The 16,085-nt window shown below is 67.0% G+C and carries 19 protein-coding genes, 1 tRNA gene and 1 riboswitch; of the genes, 12 read left to right on the plus strand and 8 right to left on the minus strand.

Features of this window, described 5'->3' with window-relative positions; translation table 11 throughout:
- Positions 1–5: 5 nt before the first annotated feature.
- The gene (locus tag HZ321_RS02650) at positions 6–1,334 is read right to left on the minus strand and encodes an MATE family efflux transporter (RefSeq protein ID WP_181699934.1); all 1,329 of its coding nucleotides are present in this window, start codon (positions 1,332–1,334) and stop codon (positions 6–8) included.
- A 119-nt stretch (positions 1,335–1,453) separates the two neighbouring features.
- On the opposite strand from HZ321_RS02650, the gene HZ321_RS02655 reads away from it, so the two are divergent.
- Positions 1,454–2,353 carry a histone deacetylase family protein gene (locus HZ321_RS02655; protein WP_181699935.1) on the plus strand — a complete coding sequence of 300 codons (900 nt, stop codon included), beginning with the start codon at positions 1,454–1,456 and terminating at the stop codon, positions 2,351–2,353.
- A 9-nt stretch (positions 2,354–2,362) separates the two neighbouring features.
- On the opposite strand, the gene HZ321_RS02660 is transcribed toward HZ321_RS02655, so the two are convergent.
- The gene (locus HZ321_RS02660; RefSeq protein ID WP_181699937.1) at positions 2,363–2,644 is read right to left on the minus strand and encodes a DUF6460 domain-containing protein; all 282 of its coding nucleotides are present in this window, start codon (positions 2,642–2,644) and stop codon (positions 2,363–2,365) included.
- A gap of 71 nt (positions 2,645–2,715) precedes the next feature.
- Positions 2,716–3,108 carry a Co2+/Mg2+ efflux protein ApaG gene (gene apaG, locus HZ321_RS02665; protein WP_181699939.1) on the minus strand — a complete coding sequence of 131 codons (393 nt, stop codon included), beginning with the start codon at positions 3,106–3,108 and terminating at the stop codon, positions 2,716–2,718.
- Positions 3,109–3,299: 191 nt separating this feature from the next.
- Between apaG and HZ321_RS02670 the strand changes: the two genes are divergently transcribed.
- A complete protein-coding gene (locus HZ321_RS02670) occupies positions 3,300–3,905 on the plus strand; it encodes a CDP-alcohol phosphatidyltransferase family protein (protein ID WP_181699941.1) in 606 nt (201 codons plus the stop codon).
- An 18-nt stretch (positions 3,906–3,923) separates the two neighbouring features.
- Here the strand turns inward: HZ321_RS02670 and HZ321_RS02675 are convergent, their stop codons facing one another.
- Complete coding sequence (locus tag HZ321_RS02675; protein WP_181699943.1) at positions 3,924–5,138, minus strand: O-succinylhomoserine sulfhydrylase; 1,215 nt, start codon at positions 5,136–5,138, stop codon at positions 3,924–3,926.
- A 102-nt stretch (positions 5,139–5,240) separates the two neighbouring features.
- Positions 5,241–5,320: riboswitch (SAM riboswitch) on the minus strand.
- A gap of 311 nt (positions 5,321–5,631) precedes the next feature.
- Here HZ321_RS02675 and HZ321_RS02680 point away from each other — a divergent pair.
- From HZ321_RS02680 to trhA, 3 genes are all read left to right on the plus strand, one after another.
- A complete protein-coding gene (locus tag HZ321_RS02680; protein ID WP_181699945.1) occupies positions 5,632–5,841 on the plus strand; it encodes a cold-shock protein in 210 nt (69 codons plus the stop codon).
- Between the two features lie 67 nt (positions 5,842–5,908).
- Positions 5,909–6,121, plus strand: a complete 213-nt coding sequence (locus tag HZ321_RS02685; RefSeq protein ID WP_181699947.1) for a hypothetical protein — start codon at positions 5,909–5,911, stop codon at positions 6,119–6,121.
- Between the two features lie 94 nt (positions 6,122–6,215).
- A complete protein-coding gene (trhA, locus tag HZ321_RS02690) occupies positions 6,216–6,863 on the plus strand; it encodes a PAQR family membrane homeostasis protein TrhA (protein WP_181699948.1) in 648 nt (215 codons plus the stop codon).
- A gap of 92 nt (positions 6,864–6,955) precedes the next feature.
- Here trhA and HZ321_RS02695 read toward each other — a convergent pair whose 3' ends face one another.
- The 3 genes from HZ321_RS02695 to HZ321_RS02705 all read right to left on the minus strand — a co-directional run bounded on the left by HZ321_RS02695 (position 6,956) and on the right by HZ321_RS02705 (position 10,434).
- On the minus strand, positions 6,956–7,261 hold the full coding sequence (locus tag HZ321_RS02695) for a hypothetical protein (RefSeq protein WP_181699950.1): 306 nt from the start codon (positions 7,259–7,261) through the stop codon (positions 6,956–6,958).
- 423 nt (positions 7,262–7,684) lie between these two features.
- Positions 7,685–9,322, minus strand: a complete 1,638-nt coding sequence (locus HZ321_RS02700) for a cisplatin damage response ATP-dependent DNA ligase (RefSeq protein ID WP_181699952.1) — start codon at positions 9,320–9,322, stop codon at positions 7,685–7,687.
- A gap of 74 nt (positions 9,323–9,396) precedes the next feature.
- A complete protein-coding gene (locus tag HZ321_RS02705; RefSeq protein ID WP_181699954.1) occupies positions 9,397–10,434 on the minus strand; it encodes a ligase-associated DNA damage response exonuclease in 1,038 nt (345 codons plus the stop codon).
- A gap of 134 nt (positions 10,435–10,568) precedes the next feature.
- Between HZ321_RS02705 and HZ321_RS02710 the strand changes: the two genes are divergently transcribed.
- Positions 10,569–11,660, plus strand: a complete 1,092-nt coding sequence (locus HZ321_RS02710; protein WP_181699956.1) for a 2'-deoxycytidine 5'-triphosphate deaminase — start codon at positions 10,569–10,571, stop codon at positions 11,658–11,660.
- 100 nt (positions 11,661–11,760) lie between these two features.
- On the opposite strand, the gene HZ321_RS02715 is transcribed toward HZ321_RS02710, so the two are convergent.
- Complete coding sequence (locus HZ321_RS02715) at positions 11,761–12,684, minus strand: manganese catalase family protein (protein ID WP_181699958.1); 924 nt, start codon at positions 12,682–12,684, stop codon at positions 11,761–11,763.
- A 196-nt stretch (positions 12,685–12,880) separates the two neighbouring features.
- Between HZ321_RS02715 and HZ321_RS02720 the strand changes: the two genes are divergently transcribed.
- The 6 genes from HZ321_RS02720 to minE all read left to right on the plus strand — a co-directional run bounded on the left by HZ321_RS02720 (position 12,881) and on the right by minE (position 16,083).
- Complete coding sequence (locus tag HZ321_RS02720; protein WP_244635540.1) at positions 12,881–13,306, plus strand: YeeE/YedE family protein; 426 nt, start codon at positions 12,881–12,883, stop codon at positions 13,304–13,306.
- Positions 13,307–13,317: 11 nt separating this feature from the next.
- Positions 13,318–13,770, plus strand: a complete 453-nt coding sequence (locus HZ321_RS02725; protein ID WP_181699962.1) for a DUF6691 family protein — start codon at positions 13,318–13,320, stop codon at positions 13,768–13,770.
- Between the two features lie 92 nt (positions 13,771–13,862).
- Positions 13,863–13,936 (plus strand) — tRNA-Gly (locus HZ321_RS02730).
- 296 nt (positions 13,937–14,232) lie between these two features.
- Entirely contained in the window at positions 14,233–14,973 is a 741-nt protein-coding gene (minC, locus tag HZ321_RS02735; RefSeq protein WP_181699964.1) for a septum site-determining protein MinC, read from the plus strand.
- A 22-nt stretch (positions 14,974–14,995) separates the two neighbouring features.
- Complete coding sequence (gene minD, locus HZ321_RS02740; protein WP_181699966.1) at positions 14,996–15,811, plus strand: septum site-determining protein MinD; 816 nt, start codon at positions 14,996–14,998, stop codon at positions 15,809–15,811.
- Positions 15,808–16,083 (plus strand): cell division topological specificity factor MinE, encoded by a 276-nt coding sequence (gene minE, locus HZ321_RS02745; protein WP_181699968.1) that lies wholly within the window; start codon positions 15,808–15,810, stop codon positions 16,081–16,083. Before minD ends, minE begins: the two co-directional genes overlap by 4 nt.
- Positions 16,084–16,085: the final 2 nt, after the last annotated feature.

Here is a 16,085-nt window from a genome sequence, read left to right on the forward strand (position 1 = left end):
GGTCCTCAGCCGGGGAAGGTGCGGGCGGACAGGCGCGGCAAGCGGAGAGCGAGGGTGATCCCGCGCGCGCCCAAAAAGACAAGCAGCGCCAGCCATAGGCCGTGGTTGCCGAGGGTCGGCGCAGCGGCGACCACGACGACGAGGAAGATGGCGAGCGAGGCGAGCATCATGTTGCGCATCTCCTTCGACCAGGTGGCGCCGATATAGACGCCGTCCATCTGGAACGCGAGCACACCCGCGAGCGGCGTCAGGGCCGCCCAGGGAAGAAAAGTGCGAGCGGCTTCCCGGACGTCCGGGGAGGTGGTCATCAGGTCGATGATCGGCCCTCCGGCGATGAAGAAGATCGCCGAGGCCACAGTGGAGAAGACGACCCCCCAGACGACGGTCAGGCGGACGGCGGTTGAGAACTCCGCCCGGCGGCGGGCTCCCACCGCGCGGCCGGCGAGTTGCTCGGCGGCGTTGGCGAGGCCGTCGAGAAAATAGCCGCCGATCAGGAAGAAGTTCATCAGGATGGCGTTGGCGGCCAGCACCGTGTCGCCGAATGCCGCTCCCTGGCGGGTGAACAGGGCAAAGGCGAACAGGAGTGCGAAGGACCGGATCATGATGTCACCGTTGATCCCGATCATCCGGCGGAAGGCCGCAGCTTCAAAGAGGTCCGCGATGCCCCGGCGCAGGCCCTCGCGCCCGATTGCGAGGCAGACCACCACGCCGACCAGGGCAGTGACGACCTCGCCGATCACCGTTCCCCACGCGACGCCGGCGATGCCCCACCCGAACGTCAGGCCGAGGATGATGGAGCCGGCGATGTTGATCCCGTTGAGGAGGGTCTGCAGCAGCAGGCCGAGTCCGGCCCGGCCGAGCCCGAGCACCCAGCCCAGGATGGCGTAGTTGGCGAGCGCGAAGGGGGCGGAGAGGATGCGGATGCCGAAATAGACGGCCGTCGCCTCGGCGACCGCAGGGCTCGGGGCGATGAAGCCGACGCCGGCCGACAGGATCGGCGCTTGCAGCAGCACCAGCGACACGCCCAGTCCGACGGCCAGCACCAACGCCCTCAGGAACACCAGCGACATGGCATGCCGGTCGCCTGCGCCGAGAGCCTGGGCGGTCATGCCGGTGGTGCCGGAGCGCAGGAAGTTGAAGGTGGAGAAGATCACGTCGAAGACGAGAGCGCCGACCGCTATGCCGCCCAGCAGCGCCGGGTCGCCGAGTTGGCCGACCACAGCGGTATCCACCGCTCCGAGGAGCGGCGTGGACAGGAAGGCAAGCGTCATGGGCAGCGCGATCTTGAAGACGGCAGCGCTGTCGACGCGAAAGGCGGGGGCTGGACCATTCATCGCGCCGGTGTAGCGGGGCGCGAGAACACGGGCAAGGTCGAGCGGCGCCGTTCCGGTCCGTGTCCGATCGCGGGCGAGGCTCTGGACAAACGGGCGGCCCGCGCCACACTCAGAGCGACATGCTGCCGATCGTCCATCATCCCGCCTACCAAGCCGAGATACCCGCAGACCACCGCTTCCCGATGGGCAAGTTCGGCCGCCTCGCCGAGGTCCTGGTGGAGGAGGGAATCGTCGCGCCCGGCGGTTTCCAGGTACCCGAACTCGCCCGTCCCGAGTGGCTTCGGCTCGCCCACGCCCCCGCCTACGTGGACGCGGTGATCGAAGGCAACATGGAGCCGAGGGTGGCGCGCGAGATCGGGTTTCCGATGAACCCCAGCGTCGCCCGCCGCGCGCAGGCCGCGACGGGGGGTACTGTGCTGGCGGCCCGGCTCGCCCTGGCGCACGGCATCGCGCTCAACACCGCCGGCGGCAGCCATCATGCTCGCCGCGAACAGGGCGCAGGGTTCTGCGTCTTCAACGACGTCGCGGTCGCGGCCTCCGTCCTGCTCGCCGAGCGGGCGGTTTCGCGGGTCCTGGTCCTCGATCTCGACGTCCACCAGGGGGACGGGACGGCGGACATCTTCGCCGGCGACGATCGGGTGGTGACACTCTCGATCCATGCCGAGAGGAACTATCCCGTGCGCAAGATTCCCTCGTCGATCGATCTGGGTCTTGCCGACCGGCTCGGCGACAGCGGCTACCTCGACGTGCTGGACCAGATCCTGGACCGGACGATCGACGCCGCCGGTGCCGACATCGTCTTCTACAACGCCGGGGTGGATCCGCACGAGGACGACCGCCTCGGCAGGCTTGCGCTCAGTGATGCTGGCCTTGCGAGCCGCGACTACCGGGTGATGGAAGCGGTGCGGTCACGGGGACTGCCGCTCGTCGGCGTCATCGGGGGCGGCTACGACACGGACGTCGATCGCCTTGCGAAGCGCCATGCGACGCTGCACCGGACTGCGCGCGCGTTCGCCTGATCCGGGTGATCAGGGGCCGCGCGCAGATCCCGCCTTGAAGAGCCGGGAGAGCAGCCAGAGCGGCACGACGATCACGGCGCCGAGCAGGAAGTAGCGGAGCACCTTGTCGATCGCCTCGAAGCCCATGCTGTAGATGCGACGGACCATGTCGAAGATGCTGTCGATGATGTCGTAGGGCTCCAGGCCGAGTGCGGCCATGACAACGCCGACGATGAAGGACAGGAAGACGAGGCGAACCAGGACCCGGAGAGGCGAGTCGCCGAGAAAGCGGGTGACGGCGTTCGAGGACATGGACACTCCGGTTCGGTCAGACGCACGAGCCAGACATAGTCACGAGGGTGGGCCTCCCGCAAGGGTGGCGATCAGTTCAGCACCCGCTCGACGTCGGGCATGTCGAGGGAAAAGGCCGGGATCTCCACGTCGAACAGCTCGCCGAGTTCGGTCACCATCCGGTAGGTGCCGACCATGATGCCGGTGGGCGTGGAGAGCGGGCAACCGCTGGTGTATTCGAAGCGGCCGCCCGGCCGGATGGTCGGCTGCAGGCCCACCACGCCGCGTCCGGCGACTTCGCGGCGGATGCCGTGGCCGTCGGTGATCAGCCACCGGCGGGAGAGAAGCTGGACGGTGATCGGTCCGCCGTTCTCGATAAGGACGTGGTACGACCACACGTAGTGCGCACCGTCCGGGTTCGATTCCTGCGGCAGATAGGCGGGCGTGACGGATACGGCGATGTCGCGGGTGACGGCTCGGAACATGACCTCTCCTTCGTTCGCGCCGGCATTTTTCGATCGCAGAGTGGACCCGATCCGATGCCGTGGGCAAGCCGGTCACGAACACTTCGCTGCCAATTCGACAAGACTGGCGCAGACGTGATGCGAGGGGCTATTTCGCCGAGCCGAGGCTGCGGCTAGGAAGACCGTAGCCGGCCTTTCCTTTGCGTGATGCCATGTTCGATGCTCGGATCCGCCCTCTCATCGACCCGCCGCTCGACCGGATCGGGCTCTCTCTCGCCGCGCGCGGCTGGACGGCGGACCAGGTCACGATCGTCGGGTTCGGCGTCGGTGTGTTGGCAGCCGGGGCGATCGCGCTCGGTTGGTTTCTCGCCGCCTTTCTCCTGATCGGCCTCAACCGTCTGGCGGACGGGGTCGACGGGGCGATCGCCCGGGCGGTGGGGCGGACCGACCGCGGCGGGTTCCTGGACATTTCGCTGGATTTCACGTTCTACGGCCTGGTGCCGCTCGGCTTTGCCGTGGTCGACCCGCCGGCGAACGGCCTTCCGGCCGCATTGCTGCTCGCCGCGTTCTATATCAACGGGGCGGCGTTCCTGGCCTTCGCGGCCTTGGCCGAGAAGCGCGGACTGAAGACCGAGGCGCAGGGGCGCAAGTCGCTCTACTATCTCGCCGGGATCGCCGAGGGCGCGGAAACCATCGCAGTCTTCGCCGCGATGTGCCTGTTCCCCACGTGGTTTCCCGCCCTGGCGGTCGGCTTTGCCGCGCTGACGGCCGCATCCGCGGCGGCACGGATCATCGCGGGCGCGTCGGCCCTGCGATGATCCGCCGATGGCAAACGCCTATTCCGCCGCCAGACGGGCACTTCCGGCGCCGTTGAGGGCTGTCGTGAGGTCGCCGATCAGGTCACCCGGGTATTCCAGGCCGACGGACAAACGCAGCAGGCCCGGGCTGATGCCGAGTTCCAGCCGCGCGTCTTCGGAAAGGCGCTGGTGCGTGGTGGTCGACGGATGGGTGACGAGGCTTTTGGCATCGCCCAGGTTGTTGGAGATCTTGACGATCTTCAGCCCGTTGGCGGTGCGGAAGGCCGCCTCCTTGCCGCCCTTCACCTCGAAGGCGACCATGGTGGAGCCGCGGATCATCTGCTTGGCGCAGATGTCGGCCTGCGGGTGGTCGGGGCTTCCCGGGTAGATCACGCGACCGACGGCGGGATGGTCGCGCAGCGCGGCGGCGATCTGCTCGGCGGTGGAGGTCTGCCGCTCGACGCGCAGCGACAGCGTCTCCAGACCCTTGAGGAGCACCCAGGCGTTGAACGGCGACAGGGAGGGGCCGGTCTGGCGGATGAAGACCTGGAGATACTTGTCCAGGAACTCCTTGTCGCACAGCACCACGCCGCCGAGGCAGCGGCCCTGGCCGTCGATGTGCTTGGTGGCGGAGTACACCACCACGTCGGCGCCGAGTTGCAGCGGCTTCTGCCAGATCGGCGTGGCGAAGACGTTGTCCACCACGAGCCGCGCGCCCGCCTCGTGGGCGATGTCGGCGACGGCAGCGATGTCCACCACTTCCAATGTCGGGTTGGTGGGGCTTTCCAGGAAGAAGGCCTTGGTGTTCGGCTGGACCGCCTTCTTCCAGGCGTCGAGATCACGGCCGTCGACCAGCGTCGACTGGATGCCGAAGCGGGGACAGAGGTCCTCCACGACATAGCGGCAGGACCCGAAAAGCGCCTTGGCCGCCACGACGTGATCGCCCGCGGAGAGCTGGGACAGCATGGCCGCTGTCACCGCCGCCATGCCGGTCGCCGTGGCGCGGGCCACCTCCGCGCCTTCCATCATCGCCATGCGCTCCTCGAACATGGTGACGGTGGGGTTTGAGAACCGCGAATACTGGTAGCCCGGCGACAGGTTCAGAAACCGCGCCTCGGCCTCCTCCGCGCTCTCGTAGACATAGCCCTGGGTGAGGAACATCGCCTCGGAGGTTTCGCCGAAGGGCGAACGGAGCGTTCCGCCGTGGACGAGAGCGGTATCGGGGTGCCAGGTGCGGGACTTGTCGGCAGTCATGGTTTGGGTTCCGGTCGGCGCCGCGCGGGCGCTTCAATCAGGCGGCACGCCGGAAAGACAAAACCCCGGCGGGCGGTTCACGCCGAGCCGGGGTCTCATGAGAAGACGTCCGTCCCGGCCTTTTAGCATCCATATTTAACGTGGCGGCAAGCCGGCCGGCTCAAAGAACCACGTGACTTGCGGTTTAGGTGAATTGTCCCCTGCGGTCAAGCAAACCCTGCGAAAACAGCGGGATCCTGCGCTGCGGAAGGGCGGCGCGCATGCACGACCGTTGCCACCTCAGATTGATCTCCGGTTTTCTTCGCACCAAGGCCTTGTCTCATCGGACGGTCTCGACCATATTCGGATCATCGATTTGGCCAGACGATCGGCCTCGCCGCCTTTGCGCGGCGTTCTGAGCGACTTTCCCCAAAATCGGCACTCCTCCGCGACGCTGCCCTCATCCGGTGGCGGAGCAATGATTAAACGTATTCAAGACAAAGGGAAAACTCCCATGAACGTCGGCACCGTGAAGTGGTTCAACGCGACCAAGGGCTACGGATTCATCCAGCCGGACAACGGCGGCCCGGACGTGTTCGTTCACGTTTCGGCTGTTGAGCGCTCCGGCCTCCAGGGCCTCGGCGAAGGCCAGAAGGTCTCCTACGAGATCGTCAAGGACCGCCGCACCGGCAAGTCCTCCGCGGACAACCTGAAGGCCGCGTAATCAACGCACCTCAGGCAGACCGGATCCGCGGCGATGCCGCGGATCCCAAGACCAACAGAAGAGAAAAATGAAGTTCGAGTACACACCTACGGCCGTCCGCGAGACAGCGGAGGGCCTGCGTTTCCGGGTCCGTCGACTGAACATCAGCGACCGCACCCGCCGCGACGTCAGCCACATGATCGATCGCACCTACGACTACGCCTCGCCGCGCGAACTGCGCTGGCACCTCGCGGACGTGTTCCACATGGACCCCAAGTCCGTGGACGTCAGAGCCGCCTAGTTGAAATGCCCGGTTGAGGCGCCGGGCATGTTCTGCGACCCTTCTCCTCAAAGCATGCGCATAGACGCATGGAATCGGTGAGGATGGAGCGCGCATGATCCCCTGGACCTACAGCAAGGCGGAGATCATCGCAGATGCCATCGTGCATGGCGTCGGCCTGGTCTTCGCGCTGGTCGGCATCGCCGCCCTGGTCACGCTGACCGCGGTCAAGGGCGGCGCGACCGATGTCGCCGTCGCCACCGTCTACGGCGGCGGCCTGGTGGCGATGCTGTCGGCGTCCTTCCTCTACAATCTCTGGCCGGTGTCGCCGGCCAAGTGGTTTTTGCGGCGGTTCGATCATTCCGCGATCTTCGTGCTGATCGCCGCCACATACACACCTTTCCTGTCGCAGTTGCCCTACGGCCCCCTTTCCGTCAGCCTGTTCGTGGTGATCTGGGGCACGGCTCTCCTGGGGGTGTTGATCAAGTGCGCCCTGCCCGGCCGGTTCGACCGGCTGACCATCGGGCTCTACCTCGCGCTCGGCTGGAGCGGAGCGGTGGTGTTCTCCGACCTCGCGCTTCACCTGTCATCCACGACGCTCGGCCTGATCGTGGTCGGTGGGGTGATCTATTCAGCTGGCGTGATCTTCCACGTCTGGGATTCGCTGAAGTTCCAGAACGCGATATGGCACGGCTTCGTGGTAGCCGGCGCGGCGTGCCACTATTTCGCGGTGGTGGACTGCCTCATCGTGGCGCGCGCCTGACCCGCCATCCAGACGCAAAAGAGGGCGCCGACATGAATGTCGGCGCCCTTCCTTCACGGAGCCGCGTGGCTGCTCCGAACAAGCCTGACGGCTCAGTCGTTGGCCGGATCCCAAACCGGAGCCCGGTAGGTGAAGTCGGCCGGAGCCTGGGTCTTCAGAGCGTTGCCGCGTGCCTCGAGCTCGATGTCACGGGGGCTGTTCGCCGGATCCCAGACCTGGGGGCCAGCGGTGAAGCTGCCGCTGGTGGCGACAGCGCTGCCGGAGGTGGAGCCCTTCAGTGCCTGACGCTGGATCTGAAGATCAGACGGAGAATTCGCCGGATCCCAGCCCTGAGCGCTGGCAGTCGAGGCGAAGGCGATGGCGGCAACGGCGACCGCAGCAAAGATCTTGGACTTCATGATAGACAATCCTCTATTTTCACTCTTCAGACACTCAGGCGCCGGCTCGTCATCCAATCGATAATTCGACTTGAGTTCGACGGGTCGCGTCGTGTCCGATGACGCTGAGATAGACCTCGACTGGGCGCAGTGAAAGGCCTGCTGCGTTGAACAATCTGTTATTTTGAATGTGATCGTTCACGTCACGATCCCGATCCGCTCACGACGCCGGGATCGAGCCGTGAGCTTGGGCTTCCAGCTCGCTCGATCAACGGCCTGCAACCGGCGGCATTCGTGCCTCATGCTTTCAGGACGGCGATCACGCCCGTTCACGCCGAGGATGCCGGTCGGATGGGCAAGCAGCCGGTGGGGTCGTCTTCCGCCAGCTGATCCCGCGTCGGATCACGAATTTGGGATCGGCCTTGCGGACCGTCGACCGGGGCCTCAGGCCTCCGGCAGCATGGCGAGCAGCACCGCAATCTCGTCCGCGTCGGCCGGCTTCTTGTCCCAGCGCAGCCGCGCGACGCGGGGGAAGCGCATGGCGACACCCGACTTGTGACGCGTGGAGCGATTGAGGCCCTCGAAGGCGACTTCGATCACCAAGCCCTGCTCAGCCGTATGCACCACCTCTCGCACGGGGCCGAAGCGGTTGACGGTGTTGTTGCGAACGAAGCGGTCGATCTCCTTCAGTTCCTCGTCGGTGAAGCCGAAATAGGCCTTGCCGACCGGTACCAGTTCGCGCGTTTCGCCGTTGGGCTTCCAGACGCCGAAGGTGTAGTCGGAGTAGAAGGACGAGCGCTTGCCGTGGCCGCGCTGGGCGTACATGAGCACGGCGTCGACATTGTAGGGGTCGCGCTTCCACTTGAACCACTCGCCCTTGACGCGGCCCGGCACGTAGGGTGCGGCCGCGCGCTTGATCATGACGCCCTCCACGGCCTCGGCGTCCGCCCCCGCGCCATGGGCGGAGGGATCGGACCGGGCAGCGGCTAGATCCTCCCAGGTCTCGAAGGGGATCATCGGCGAAAGGTCGATCAAGGGGTCGCCGATCGCCGCGACGAAGGCTTCCAGCCGGGTGCGCCGGTCGTCGAATGGCAAAGCGCGGATATCCTCGCCGCCCTCCGCCAGAAGATCGTAGGCGCGAATGGCGGCCGGCATTTCGGCGAGCAGCTTCGGCGTCACCGTCTTCCGGTTCAGCCGCTGCTGCAGGGTGGCGAAAGGCTGGACGCGACCGTCGATCATCACCAGGAGCTCACCGTCGATCGCCCCGTCAAAGGTCAGCCGCTCCAGGAGATCGGGAAAGGCGCCGGAGAGATCCTCGCCGGACCGGGAAAACAGGCGCTGGACCCGGCGGCCATCGGCCATCGTCCCGGCTGCCGCCTGGACGCGGATGCCGTCCCACTTCCACTCCGCCCGGAACAGGGCCGGATCGTTCTCCGCCGCGTCCCGCTCCTCCAGCGCGTGCGCGAGCATCGGCGGGCGAAACGGGGCCGGGTCGACCGCCTCCGGTCGCGGCCCCCTCCCCTCGATCCAATCGAAGAGCGCACGGTACGGCGGCTCCAGGCCGTGCCAGACCTCCTCGACCTCGTCGGGTTCGCGGCCGCCGAGCCTTGCGACCGCCGTCTTGGCGAGCCGGGAAGAGACGCCGATGCGCAGCGCGCCCGTGATCAGCTTGAGCAGCGCGAAACGGCCGGTCTCGTCGAGGAGATCGAGCCAGCGCGCGAGCAGACGGGGGATGTCGACCTTGCCGGCGCTCCGAAGCGCCAGGACTACCTCGGCCAGACCAGGCGGCGGCTCGTTGGGCGTCGCCTCCGGGGTCGGCCACAGCAGCGAGACGGTCTCGGAGAGGTCGCCGACATAGTCATAGGACATCGCGAAGAGGACGGGGTCGACGCGCTCGGCGATCAGAGCGCGGATCAGGCCGGGCTTGGCGTGATGAAAAACAAGGCCGCCGGTGAGCGCTGCCAGACCATAGCCACGGTCCGGATCCGGCTCGGATCGGAGGTATGCCTCGACGAGCGCAATCTTGGCGTTGCGACGCGGTTCGTAGGCAAGGCGGTCGAGGAGGGCGGCGAAGCGGTTCATGTCTGCTCAACGTAGCTTCGGAACGAAGGGTTGCCGAGGGGTGAACCGGCGACCCTTCCAGGCGCCACTCGGGCTCAACCGGCCGCGCCGCCTGCGGCAACCCCTTCGCCCTCCTCCTCGTCGCCGTATCCGATGAGGTTGAGCGGCTTGGCGCGGATGCCTTGCGTGCCGCACCAGTGGACCAGAGCGTCCTCCTGCCCGTGGGTGACCCAGACCTCCTCGGCGCCCGTCTCCAAGATGGTGTCGCAGAGGTCGTCCCAATCCGAGTGGTCCGAGATGACGAGCGGCAGTTCGGCCCCCTTCTGGCGGGCCCGGGCGCGGACGCGCATCCAGCCGCTGGCGAAGGCGGTCACCGGGTCGGCGAAACGGCGGGCCCAGAGATCCTGGGTCGCCGAGGGCGGACAGAGCACGATGCGGCCGGCCAGGTCGGCTTTTGCCCGGCCGGCGACTGCCTCGAGCGGGCCTAGGTCGACGCCTCGTTCGGCATAAAGACGGCAGAGCCGGTCCAGGCCGCCGTGGATGAGGATCGGCGCGTCGTAGCCGGCCTCCCGGATCAGCGCGATCACCCGTTGCGCCTTGCCGAGCGCGTAGGCGCCGACGATGTGGGTCCTGTCTGGGAAGAGCGCGTGGCTGTCCAGCAGCTTGGCGATCTCGCCACGGACCGGCGGATGGCGGAAGACCGGCAGCGCGAAGGTCGCCTCCGTCACGAAAGCGTGGCAGCGGACCGGCACGAAGGCTGCCGCGGTCGGATCGGCCTGGCGCTTGTAGTCGCCTGAGACGACAACGCGCAGGCCGCGCCACTCCAGGAGGATCTGGGCCGACCCGAGCACATGGCCGGCCGGGTACAGCGTGACGTCCACCTCGCCGATGCGGACCGTCTCGCCATACTCCGCGGACTGGCGCGCCACGGTGAAATCCTCGCCATAGCGCGTCGCCATGATGGCGATCGTCTCCGGCGTCGCGAGCACGGCCCGATGGCCGGATCGGGCATGATCGGAGTGACCGTGGGTCACGACCGCCCGCGCCACCGGTCGCACCGGGTCGATATGGAAGCCGCCCGCGGCGCAATAGAGCCCGGCAGCATCGAGCGAGAGAAGATCTTCGGCGCGCATGCTCCAATAAGATAGGGCGTCGGCCTGACGGTAGACAGCGGCGAGCCCGATATTGGCCGAGTGGATTGGTGCAATTGGCCCCGTCATGGGCTAATACCCCGGGACGATCGTTGCCCACCTACCCCCGAGACGCCATGTCCTCCGCCCCTGCCGGCATTCTTCCGGCCCACCGGATCGAAGACCTGATCGCCCGCGGCGCGATCCAGTCGCCGGATTCCGTCGAGGGAGACCAGATCCAGCCTGCCAGCCTGGACATCCGCCTCGGCAGCGTGGCGCATCGGCTGCGGGCGAGCTTCCTGCCGGGCCCGCATGCGACGGTTCTGGACAAGCTCGACCGGCTGAAGCTGCACACCATCGACCTCAGCGAGGGCGCGGTGCTGGAGACCGGCTGCGTCTACCTGGTGCCGGTGCTGGAACGGCTGGCGCTGCCGGCCCACGTTTCCGCCTCCGCCAACCCGAAGAGCTCGACGGGGCGGCTCGATGTGTTCACGCGCGTGATCACGGACAATGGCGCGGCCTTCGACACGATCGCGGCGGGGTATCGCGGCCCTCTCTACGTGGAGATCAGCCCGCGGACCTTCCCGGTGCTCGTGCGCCGCGGGTCGCGGCTGTCGCAGATCCGCTTCCGGACCGGAGACGCGCGTCTCACCGACGACGAACTAGTGGACTTGCACGAGACGACGCCGCTGGTCGACACCGACCCTGCCGTGTTCGAAAACGGGCTCACGCTTTCCATCGACCTGAAGCGGGACGGACCGGGCTCGCTGGTCGGCTACCGGGCCAAGCGGCATTCCGCGGTGATCGACGTGGACAAGAAGGGCGCGCATGACATGCTCGACTTCTGGGAGCCGATCCTGGCGCGTGGGGAGCCTTCTCTCGTGCTCGACCCCGACGAATTCTACATCCTCGTCTCGCGCGAAGCGGTACACGTGCCGCCGACCACCGCGGCCGAGATGGTCGCGATCGATCCGCTGGTGGGCGAGTTCCGCGTTCACTACGCCGGCTTCTTCGATCCCGGGTTCGGCCATGCGGCAGCCGGCGGATCCGGGTCCCGCGCCGTGCTTGAGGTGCGCAGCCACGAGGTTCCCTTCATCCTGGATCACGGCCAGACCATCGGACGCCTGGTCTACGAACGGATGCAGGAGGAACCCCGCACGCTCTACGGCCAGGGCATCGGATCGAACTACCAGGCGCAAGGCCTGAAGCTTTCCAAGCATTTTCGCTGAGGGCGGTGCCCAAGGCGGCTCCTTGCCGCCAGGGGCTCCGGTCCGGGCCAACGCTCCCGTCCCTGTCATGCGGGGGGACGGGATCCGATCCGGCGACCTCTTAGCGGGACGCCTTGTAGAGCTTGCTGGCGATCTCGAACATCTCCTCGGGGGCATAGTCCGGGGTGAAGGCCGAGGGCACGCCGGTCAGCTGATGGATCTTGCCGCCTTCCGGCATGCCGTCGACGACCTGGAGTTCGCCCGGGGGATCGTCGGGCAGCGCCACCTCGCCGTTGCCCCAGATCCCGGCCATTTCCTTGTAGTCGTCGGGACTGAAGGTATAGAGGCGGCGGTGGGAACCCTCGTCCAGGTACTTCTGGCATTCCGGGATCTTGCTCAGCGGAATGTTGGGCGTGGGCAGCATCTTGTCGATGTCGACGCCCGTGATCTTCTTCAGCGCAAGCGCATAGGCATGGGCGTGCACCGAGCCACGCACGAGAAGGTAACCGCAGACCTCGCGCCCGGCCGGATCGGTCAGCGTTTCGTAGACCCGCAGCTTGTGCAGGCGGGCGCCGCATTCCAGATGGAAATTGTGCAGCAGATCGAGCACGACATTTCCCGTGGTCGTGATGAAGTCGTTGTTCCAGGACTGGCCATTGCTGTTGACCGGCATGGCGCCGCCGCCGCCGGACAGGAACGCGGCAGCGAGGCGGATGTCCTTCATGTCTTCGAAGGGTGCGCCGGAGATGTCACCGCCGTCCGTCTCGTCGCCGCCGTTGTCGGGACCGTTGTTCAGCATTGCGACACCGTTGCTGACGAGCTCGACATGGCCGAGTTCCTCCGCGGTGATCGCCGCGACCAGGCTGTAGAACGGCTTCAGCTTGTTCTTCGACCTGAAATTGAAGCTCTGGAACATATAGTTCCCAAGCGTCGACATCTCGCCGTACTTGCCTCCGAGCAACTCCTGCAGGGCTGCCGCGGCGTTGGGGTCCTGGCGGGTCGGAGCTGGAAGCTCGACCTGCAACCTGTCTATGCGTAGGAACATAGGGTTCGTCCTTTGGTTGGCTGACAGACCGGAACGGACGACCCGGGTGCTTGTTCCTGTCTCCGGTGCTTTCAGTCCTCCTTTCCATGAAATTTCATTCCACGGCGACGGGAGCGGGCGCGACGGCGACCACTTCACCGGACGGCCAAGGTCTGACATCGTTGGTGTCGTTGACAGCACGAGCCGGAGGTCTGCCTTGCCCACCGATTTCACGCCAATCGCCTCCTTTGCCGGCGGGGTCCTGATCGGACTTTCCGCAGTGCTGCTGATGGCGCTGCAGGGCCGGATCGCCGGGGTCAGCGGCATCGCAGCGGGCCTGCTGCCGCCGTGGTCGGGGCCGGCCAGCTGGCGGATCGCCTTTCTCGCGGGGCTCGTCGGCGCCGCGGCGGTCGCCGGATGGGTTCTCCGGATCGAGATCACGCAGACCGTCACAACGGATGGATCCACGCTGGTCTTCGGCGGTCTGCTGGTCGGCGTCGGGACGGTGCTCGGATCGGGCTGCACCAGCGGGCATGGCGTGTGCGGGCTGGCGCGCTTCTCCGTGCGCTCGCTCGCGGCGGTGGCGACCTTCATGGCCACGGCAGGACTGACCGTGTTCGCCGTCCGGCATCTCGCAGGGTGAGGGGCATACCATTGAAAGAGATCGCCACCGCTCTCGTCTCGGGCCTCCTCTTCGGCGCCGGCCTGCTCCTTTCGGGCATGGCGGATCCGGCCAAGGTGCTCAACTTCCTCGATATTGCTGGGACGTGGGATCCCAGTCTCGCCTTCGTGATGGGAGGCGCCGTGCTGACGACCGCGATCGGCTACCGGTTCGCGCTGCGCCCTCCGCGCCCGCTGTTGGCCGACAGGTTCGACCTGCCGCGCACGACCGGGATCGACGGGCGCCTGATCGGCGGGGCGGCGCTGTTCGGCGTCGGCTGGGGTCTGGTCGGCTACTGCCCCGGCCCGGCCTTCGTCGGGCTCGGCCTCGGCTCCGCGTCGGCTGCGATCTTCGTGCTGGCCCTCCTCGCCGGTCTGGGACTGGGCAGGGTGCTGAGCGCCGGAAACGCCCTCGGGCCGGAGGCGGCCGTTCCGCAGGACGGATGACGAGGCGGTCCGCTCGCCTGCCAGGAGGACCTTCCCGCCGACACACGGCCGCTTGACAGGACAGGCCCTCCGCTGCGATCAAGAGAGCCGACGCGGGTGTAGCTCAATGGTAGAGCAGAAGCTTCCCAAGCTTACGACGAGGGTTCGATTCCCTTCACCCGCTCCACCGCCCCTCTCCCCCGATACCCAGCCTCCCGTCGAGCCGCTCATCCGCCCTGTTTGGGAACCCGGTGTGCGGCCGCTGGTCCGAGCGACGCAGGCTGGGCGGGCGCGGTAAGCAAAGCCCTCCGCAGTTCTTCCGGTCCGCCCGCGAGCGGCAGAACCGGCACGCGCCGTGCCTGCGAGGGGCGCTGTCGTCGGCACTCCCAATCACGCCAAGAAGGCGTGGATGAAAGGTTAACTTAACCGTTCGTTAACCATCCGCTGGGCAAAAATAGCCCAGTAGCAAGTTCAAGTGCGGCGATGGCAACGATCACGGCGACAGCCCCCAAAACCCGAAATCCGATACGCTTCCGCGGCCGCTCCTTCCTGGCGCTGGTGCTGCAGCCGGAGCTCCCGCTCACCGACTGGATGGCCGAGTTCGACCATCTGCTCGAGCGCTCCCCGAGCTTCTTCATCGGGCGCGCGGTGGTGCTCGACGTCACGAATCTGGGCCTCGACAAGCCGGCGCTTGCCGATCTCGTGGCCCAGCTGTTCCACCGCCGCGTGCGGGTGATGGGCGTGGAAGGCGCGAAGGCTTCCGCTCTCGGACTCGGCATGCCGCCGGCGATGAGCGGCGGCCGGCTGGTCGACGTTCCCGAACCCGTGGACGAATCGCCGGACGCTCCAGCGCCCGCGAGCCCGCCGCCGACAGCCTTGCAACCCGCCCCGCAGACGCCGGCCCTCCTGATCGACGCGCCGGTGCGCTCCGGCCAGTCGATCGTGTTCCCGGAAGGCGACGTGACGGTGATCGGCTCGGTGGCCTCGGGCGCCGAGATCGTCGCCGGCGGATCGGTCCATGTCTACGGCGCGCTGCGCGGCCGGGTGCTTGCGGGTTCCGCGGGCAACCCGCTGGCGCGGATCTTCTGCCACAAGCTGGAGGCGGAACTGCTGGCGATCGATGGTCTCTACCAGACGGCAGACGAAATGAGCGAGGACCTCAAGGGGCGGGCGGTCCAGATCTGGCTCAAAGACGACACCCTGATGATGACACGCCTCGACTGAGGTTCGCGGAAGGAAGACGACGATGGCTAAAGTCCTGGTAGTGACATCTGGAAAGGGTGGCGTCGGCAAGACCACGTCAACCGCCGCGATCGGCGCAGCACTCGCCCTCAACGGCGAGAACGTCTGCGTCGTCGATTTCGATGTGGGCCTCAGGAACCTCGACCTAGTGATGGGCGCCGAACGGCGCGTGGTCTACGACCTCATCAACGTGGTGCAGGGCGATGCGAAGCTGAACCAGGCGCTGATCCGCGACAAGCGCCTGGACACGCTCTCGCTGCTCGCCGCGTCGCAGACGAGGGACAAGGACGCCCTGTCGCCGGAAGGCGTGGCGCGCGTGGTCGGCGAACTGCGCGAACGCTTCGACTGGGTGATCTGCGACAGCCCTGCCGGCATCGAGCGCGGCGCCACCATGGCGATGCGCCACGCCGACATGGCGATCGTGGTCACGAACCCCGAGGTTTCGTCGGTCCGCGACAGCGACCGTATCATCGGCCTGCTCGATTCCAAGACGATCCGCGCCGAACGCGGCGAGCACATGGAGAAGTATCTCCTGCTCACCCGCTACGACCCGGCCCGGGCCGAACGCGGCGAGATGCTGAAGACCGAGGACGTGCTGGAGATCCTCTCGATCCCGCTGCTCGGCATCATCCCGGAAAGCCAGGCCGTGCTCAGCGCCTCCAACCTTGGCGCACCGGTCACGATCAGCAATCCCGACAGCGCGCCCTCGCGGGCCTATATCGACGCCGCGCGGCGGCTTATGGGCATCGAGGTGCCGATCAAGGTGCCGGTCGAACGCCGCGGCATCTTCGGTTCGCTGTTCGGTCGGAGGGTGGCATGAACATTCTGAACCTTTTCGGCAAACGGTCGTCGGCGCCACAGGCGCGCGAGCGGCTGCAGATCCTGCTCGCGCACGAGCGCGTGTCCACCACGGGCGGCACAGACCTCCTCGCCAAGCTGCGCGAGGAGATCCTGGAGGTGATCGCCCGGCACGTGCCGATCGACCGCGACAAGGTGATGGTGAAGCTCGACCGCGGCGATGCGGTGTCGACACTGGAGGTCGACGTGGAGATCCCCAACACCACCCGCAAGAAGCTGGCTGCCGGAGCCTGACC

The sequence above is a fragment of the Chthonobacter albigriseus genome (genome assembly GCF_013839445.1).
Lineage (GTDB): Bacteria > Pseudomonadota > Alphaproteobacteria > Rhizobiales > Pleomorphomonadaceae > Chthonobacter > Chthonobacter albigriseus.

Coding starts and splice junctions, on each gene's coding strand:
- HZ321_RS02650 (WP_181699934.1), bottom strand. CDS start 1,334: ATGAATGGTCCAGCCCCCGCCTTTCGCGTCGACAGCGCTGCCGTCTTC.
- HZ321_RS02655 (WP_181699935.1), top strand. CDS start 1,454: ATGCTGCCGATCGTCCATCATCCCGCCTACCAAGCCGAGATACCCGCA.
- HZ321_RS02660 (WP_181699937.1), bottom strand. CDS start 2,644: ATGTCCTCGAACGCCGTCACCCGCTTTCTCGGCGACTCGCCTCTCCGG.
- apaG (WP_181699939.1), bottom strand. CDS start 3,108: ATGTTCCGAGCCGTCACCCGCGACATCGCCGTATCCGTCACGCCCGCC.
- HZ321_RS02670 (WP_181699941.1), top strand. CDS start 3,300: ATGTTCGATGCTCGGATCCGCCCTCTCATCGACCCGCCGCTCGACCGG.
- HZ321_RS02675 (WP_181699943.1), bottom strand. CDS start 5,138: ATGACTGCCGACAAGTCCCGCACCTGGCACCCCGATACCGCTCTCGTC.
- HZ321_RS02680 (WP_181699945.1), top strand. CDS start 5,632: ATGAACGTCGGCACCGTGAAGTGGTTCAACGCGACCAAGGGCTACGGA.
- HZ321_RS02685 (WP_181699947.1), top strand. CDS start 5,909: ATGAAGTTCGAGTACACACCTACGGCCGTCCGCGAGACAGCGGAGGGC.
- trhA (WP_181699948.1), top strand. CDS start 6,216: ATGATCCCCTGGACCTACAGCAAGGCGGAGATCATCGCAGATGCCATC.
- HZ321_RS02695 (WP_181699950.1), bottom strand. CDS start 7,261: ATGAAGTCCAAGATCTTTGCTGCGGTCGCCGTTGCCGCCATCGCCTTC.
- HZ321_RS02700 (WP_181699952.1), bottom strand. CDS start 9,322: ATGAACCGCTTCGCCGCCCTCCTCGACCGCCTTGCCTACGAACCGCGT.
- HZ321_RS02705 (WP_181699954.1), bottom strand. CDS start 10,434: ATGCGCGCCGAAGATCTTCTCTCGCTCGATGCTGCCGGGCTCTATTGC.
- HZ321_RS02710 (WP_181699956.1), top strand. CDS start 10,569: ATGTCCTCCGCCCCTGCCGGCATTCTTCCGGCCCACCGGATCGAAGAC.
- HZ321_RS02715 (WP_181699958.1), bottom strand. CDS start 12,684: ATGTTCCTACGCATAGACAGGTTGCAGGTCGAGCTTCCAGCTCCGACC.
- minC (WP_181699964.1), top strand. CDS start 14,233: ATGGCAACGATCACGGCGACAGCCCCCAAAACCCGAAATCCGATACGC.
- minD (WP_181699966.1), top strand. CDS start 14,996: ATGGCTAAAGTCCTGGTAGTGACATCTGGAAAGGGTGGCGTCGGCAAG.
- minE (WP_181699968.1), top strand. CDS start 15,808: ATGAACATTCTGAACCTTTTCGGCAAACGGTCGTCGGCGCCACAGGCG.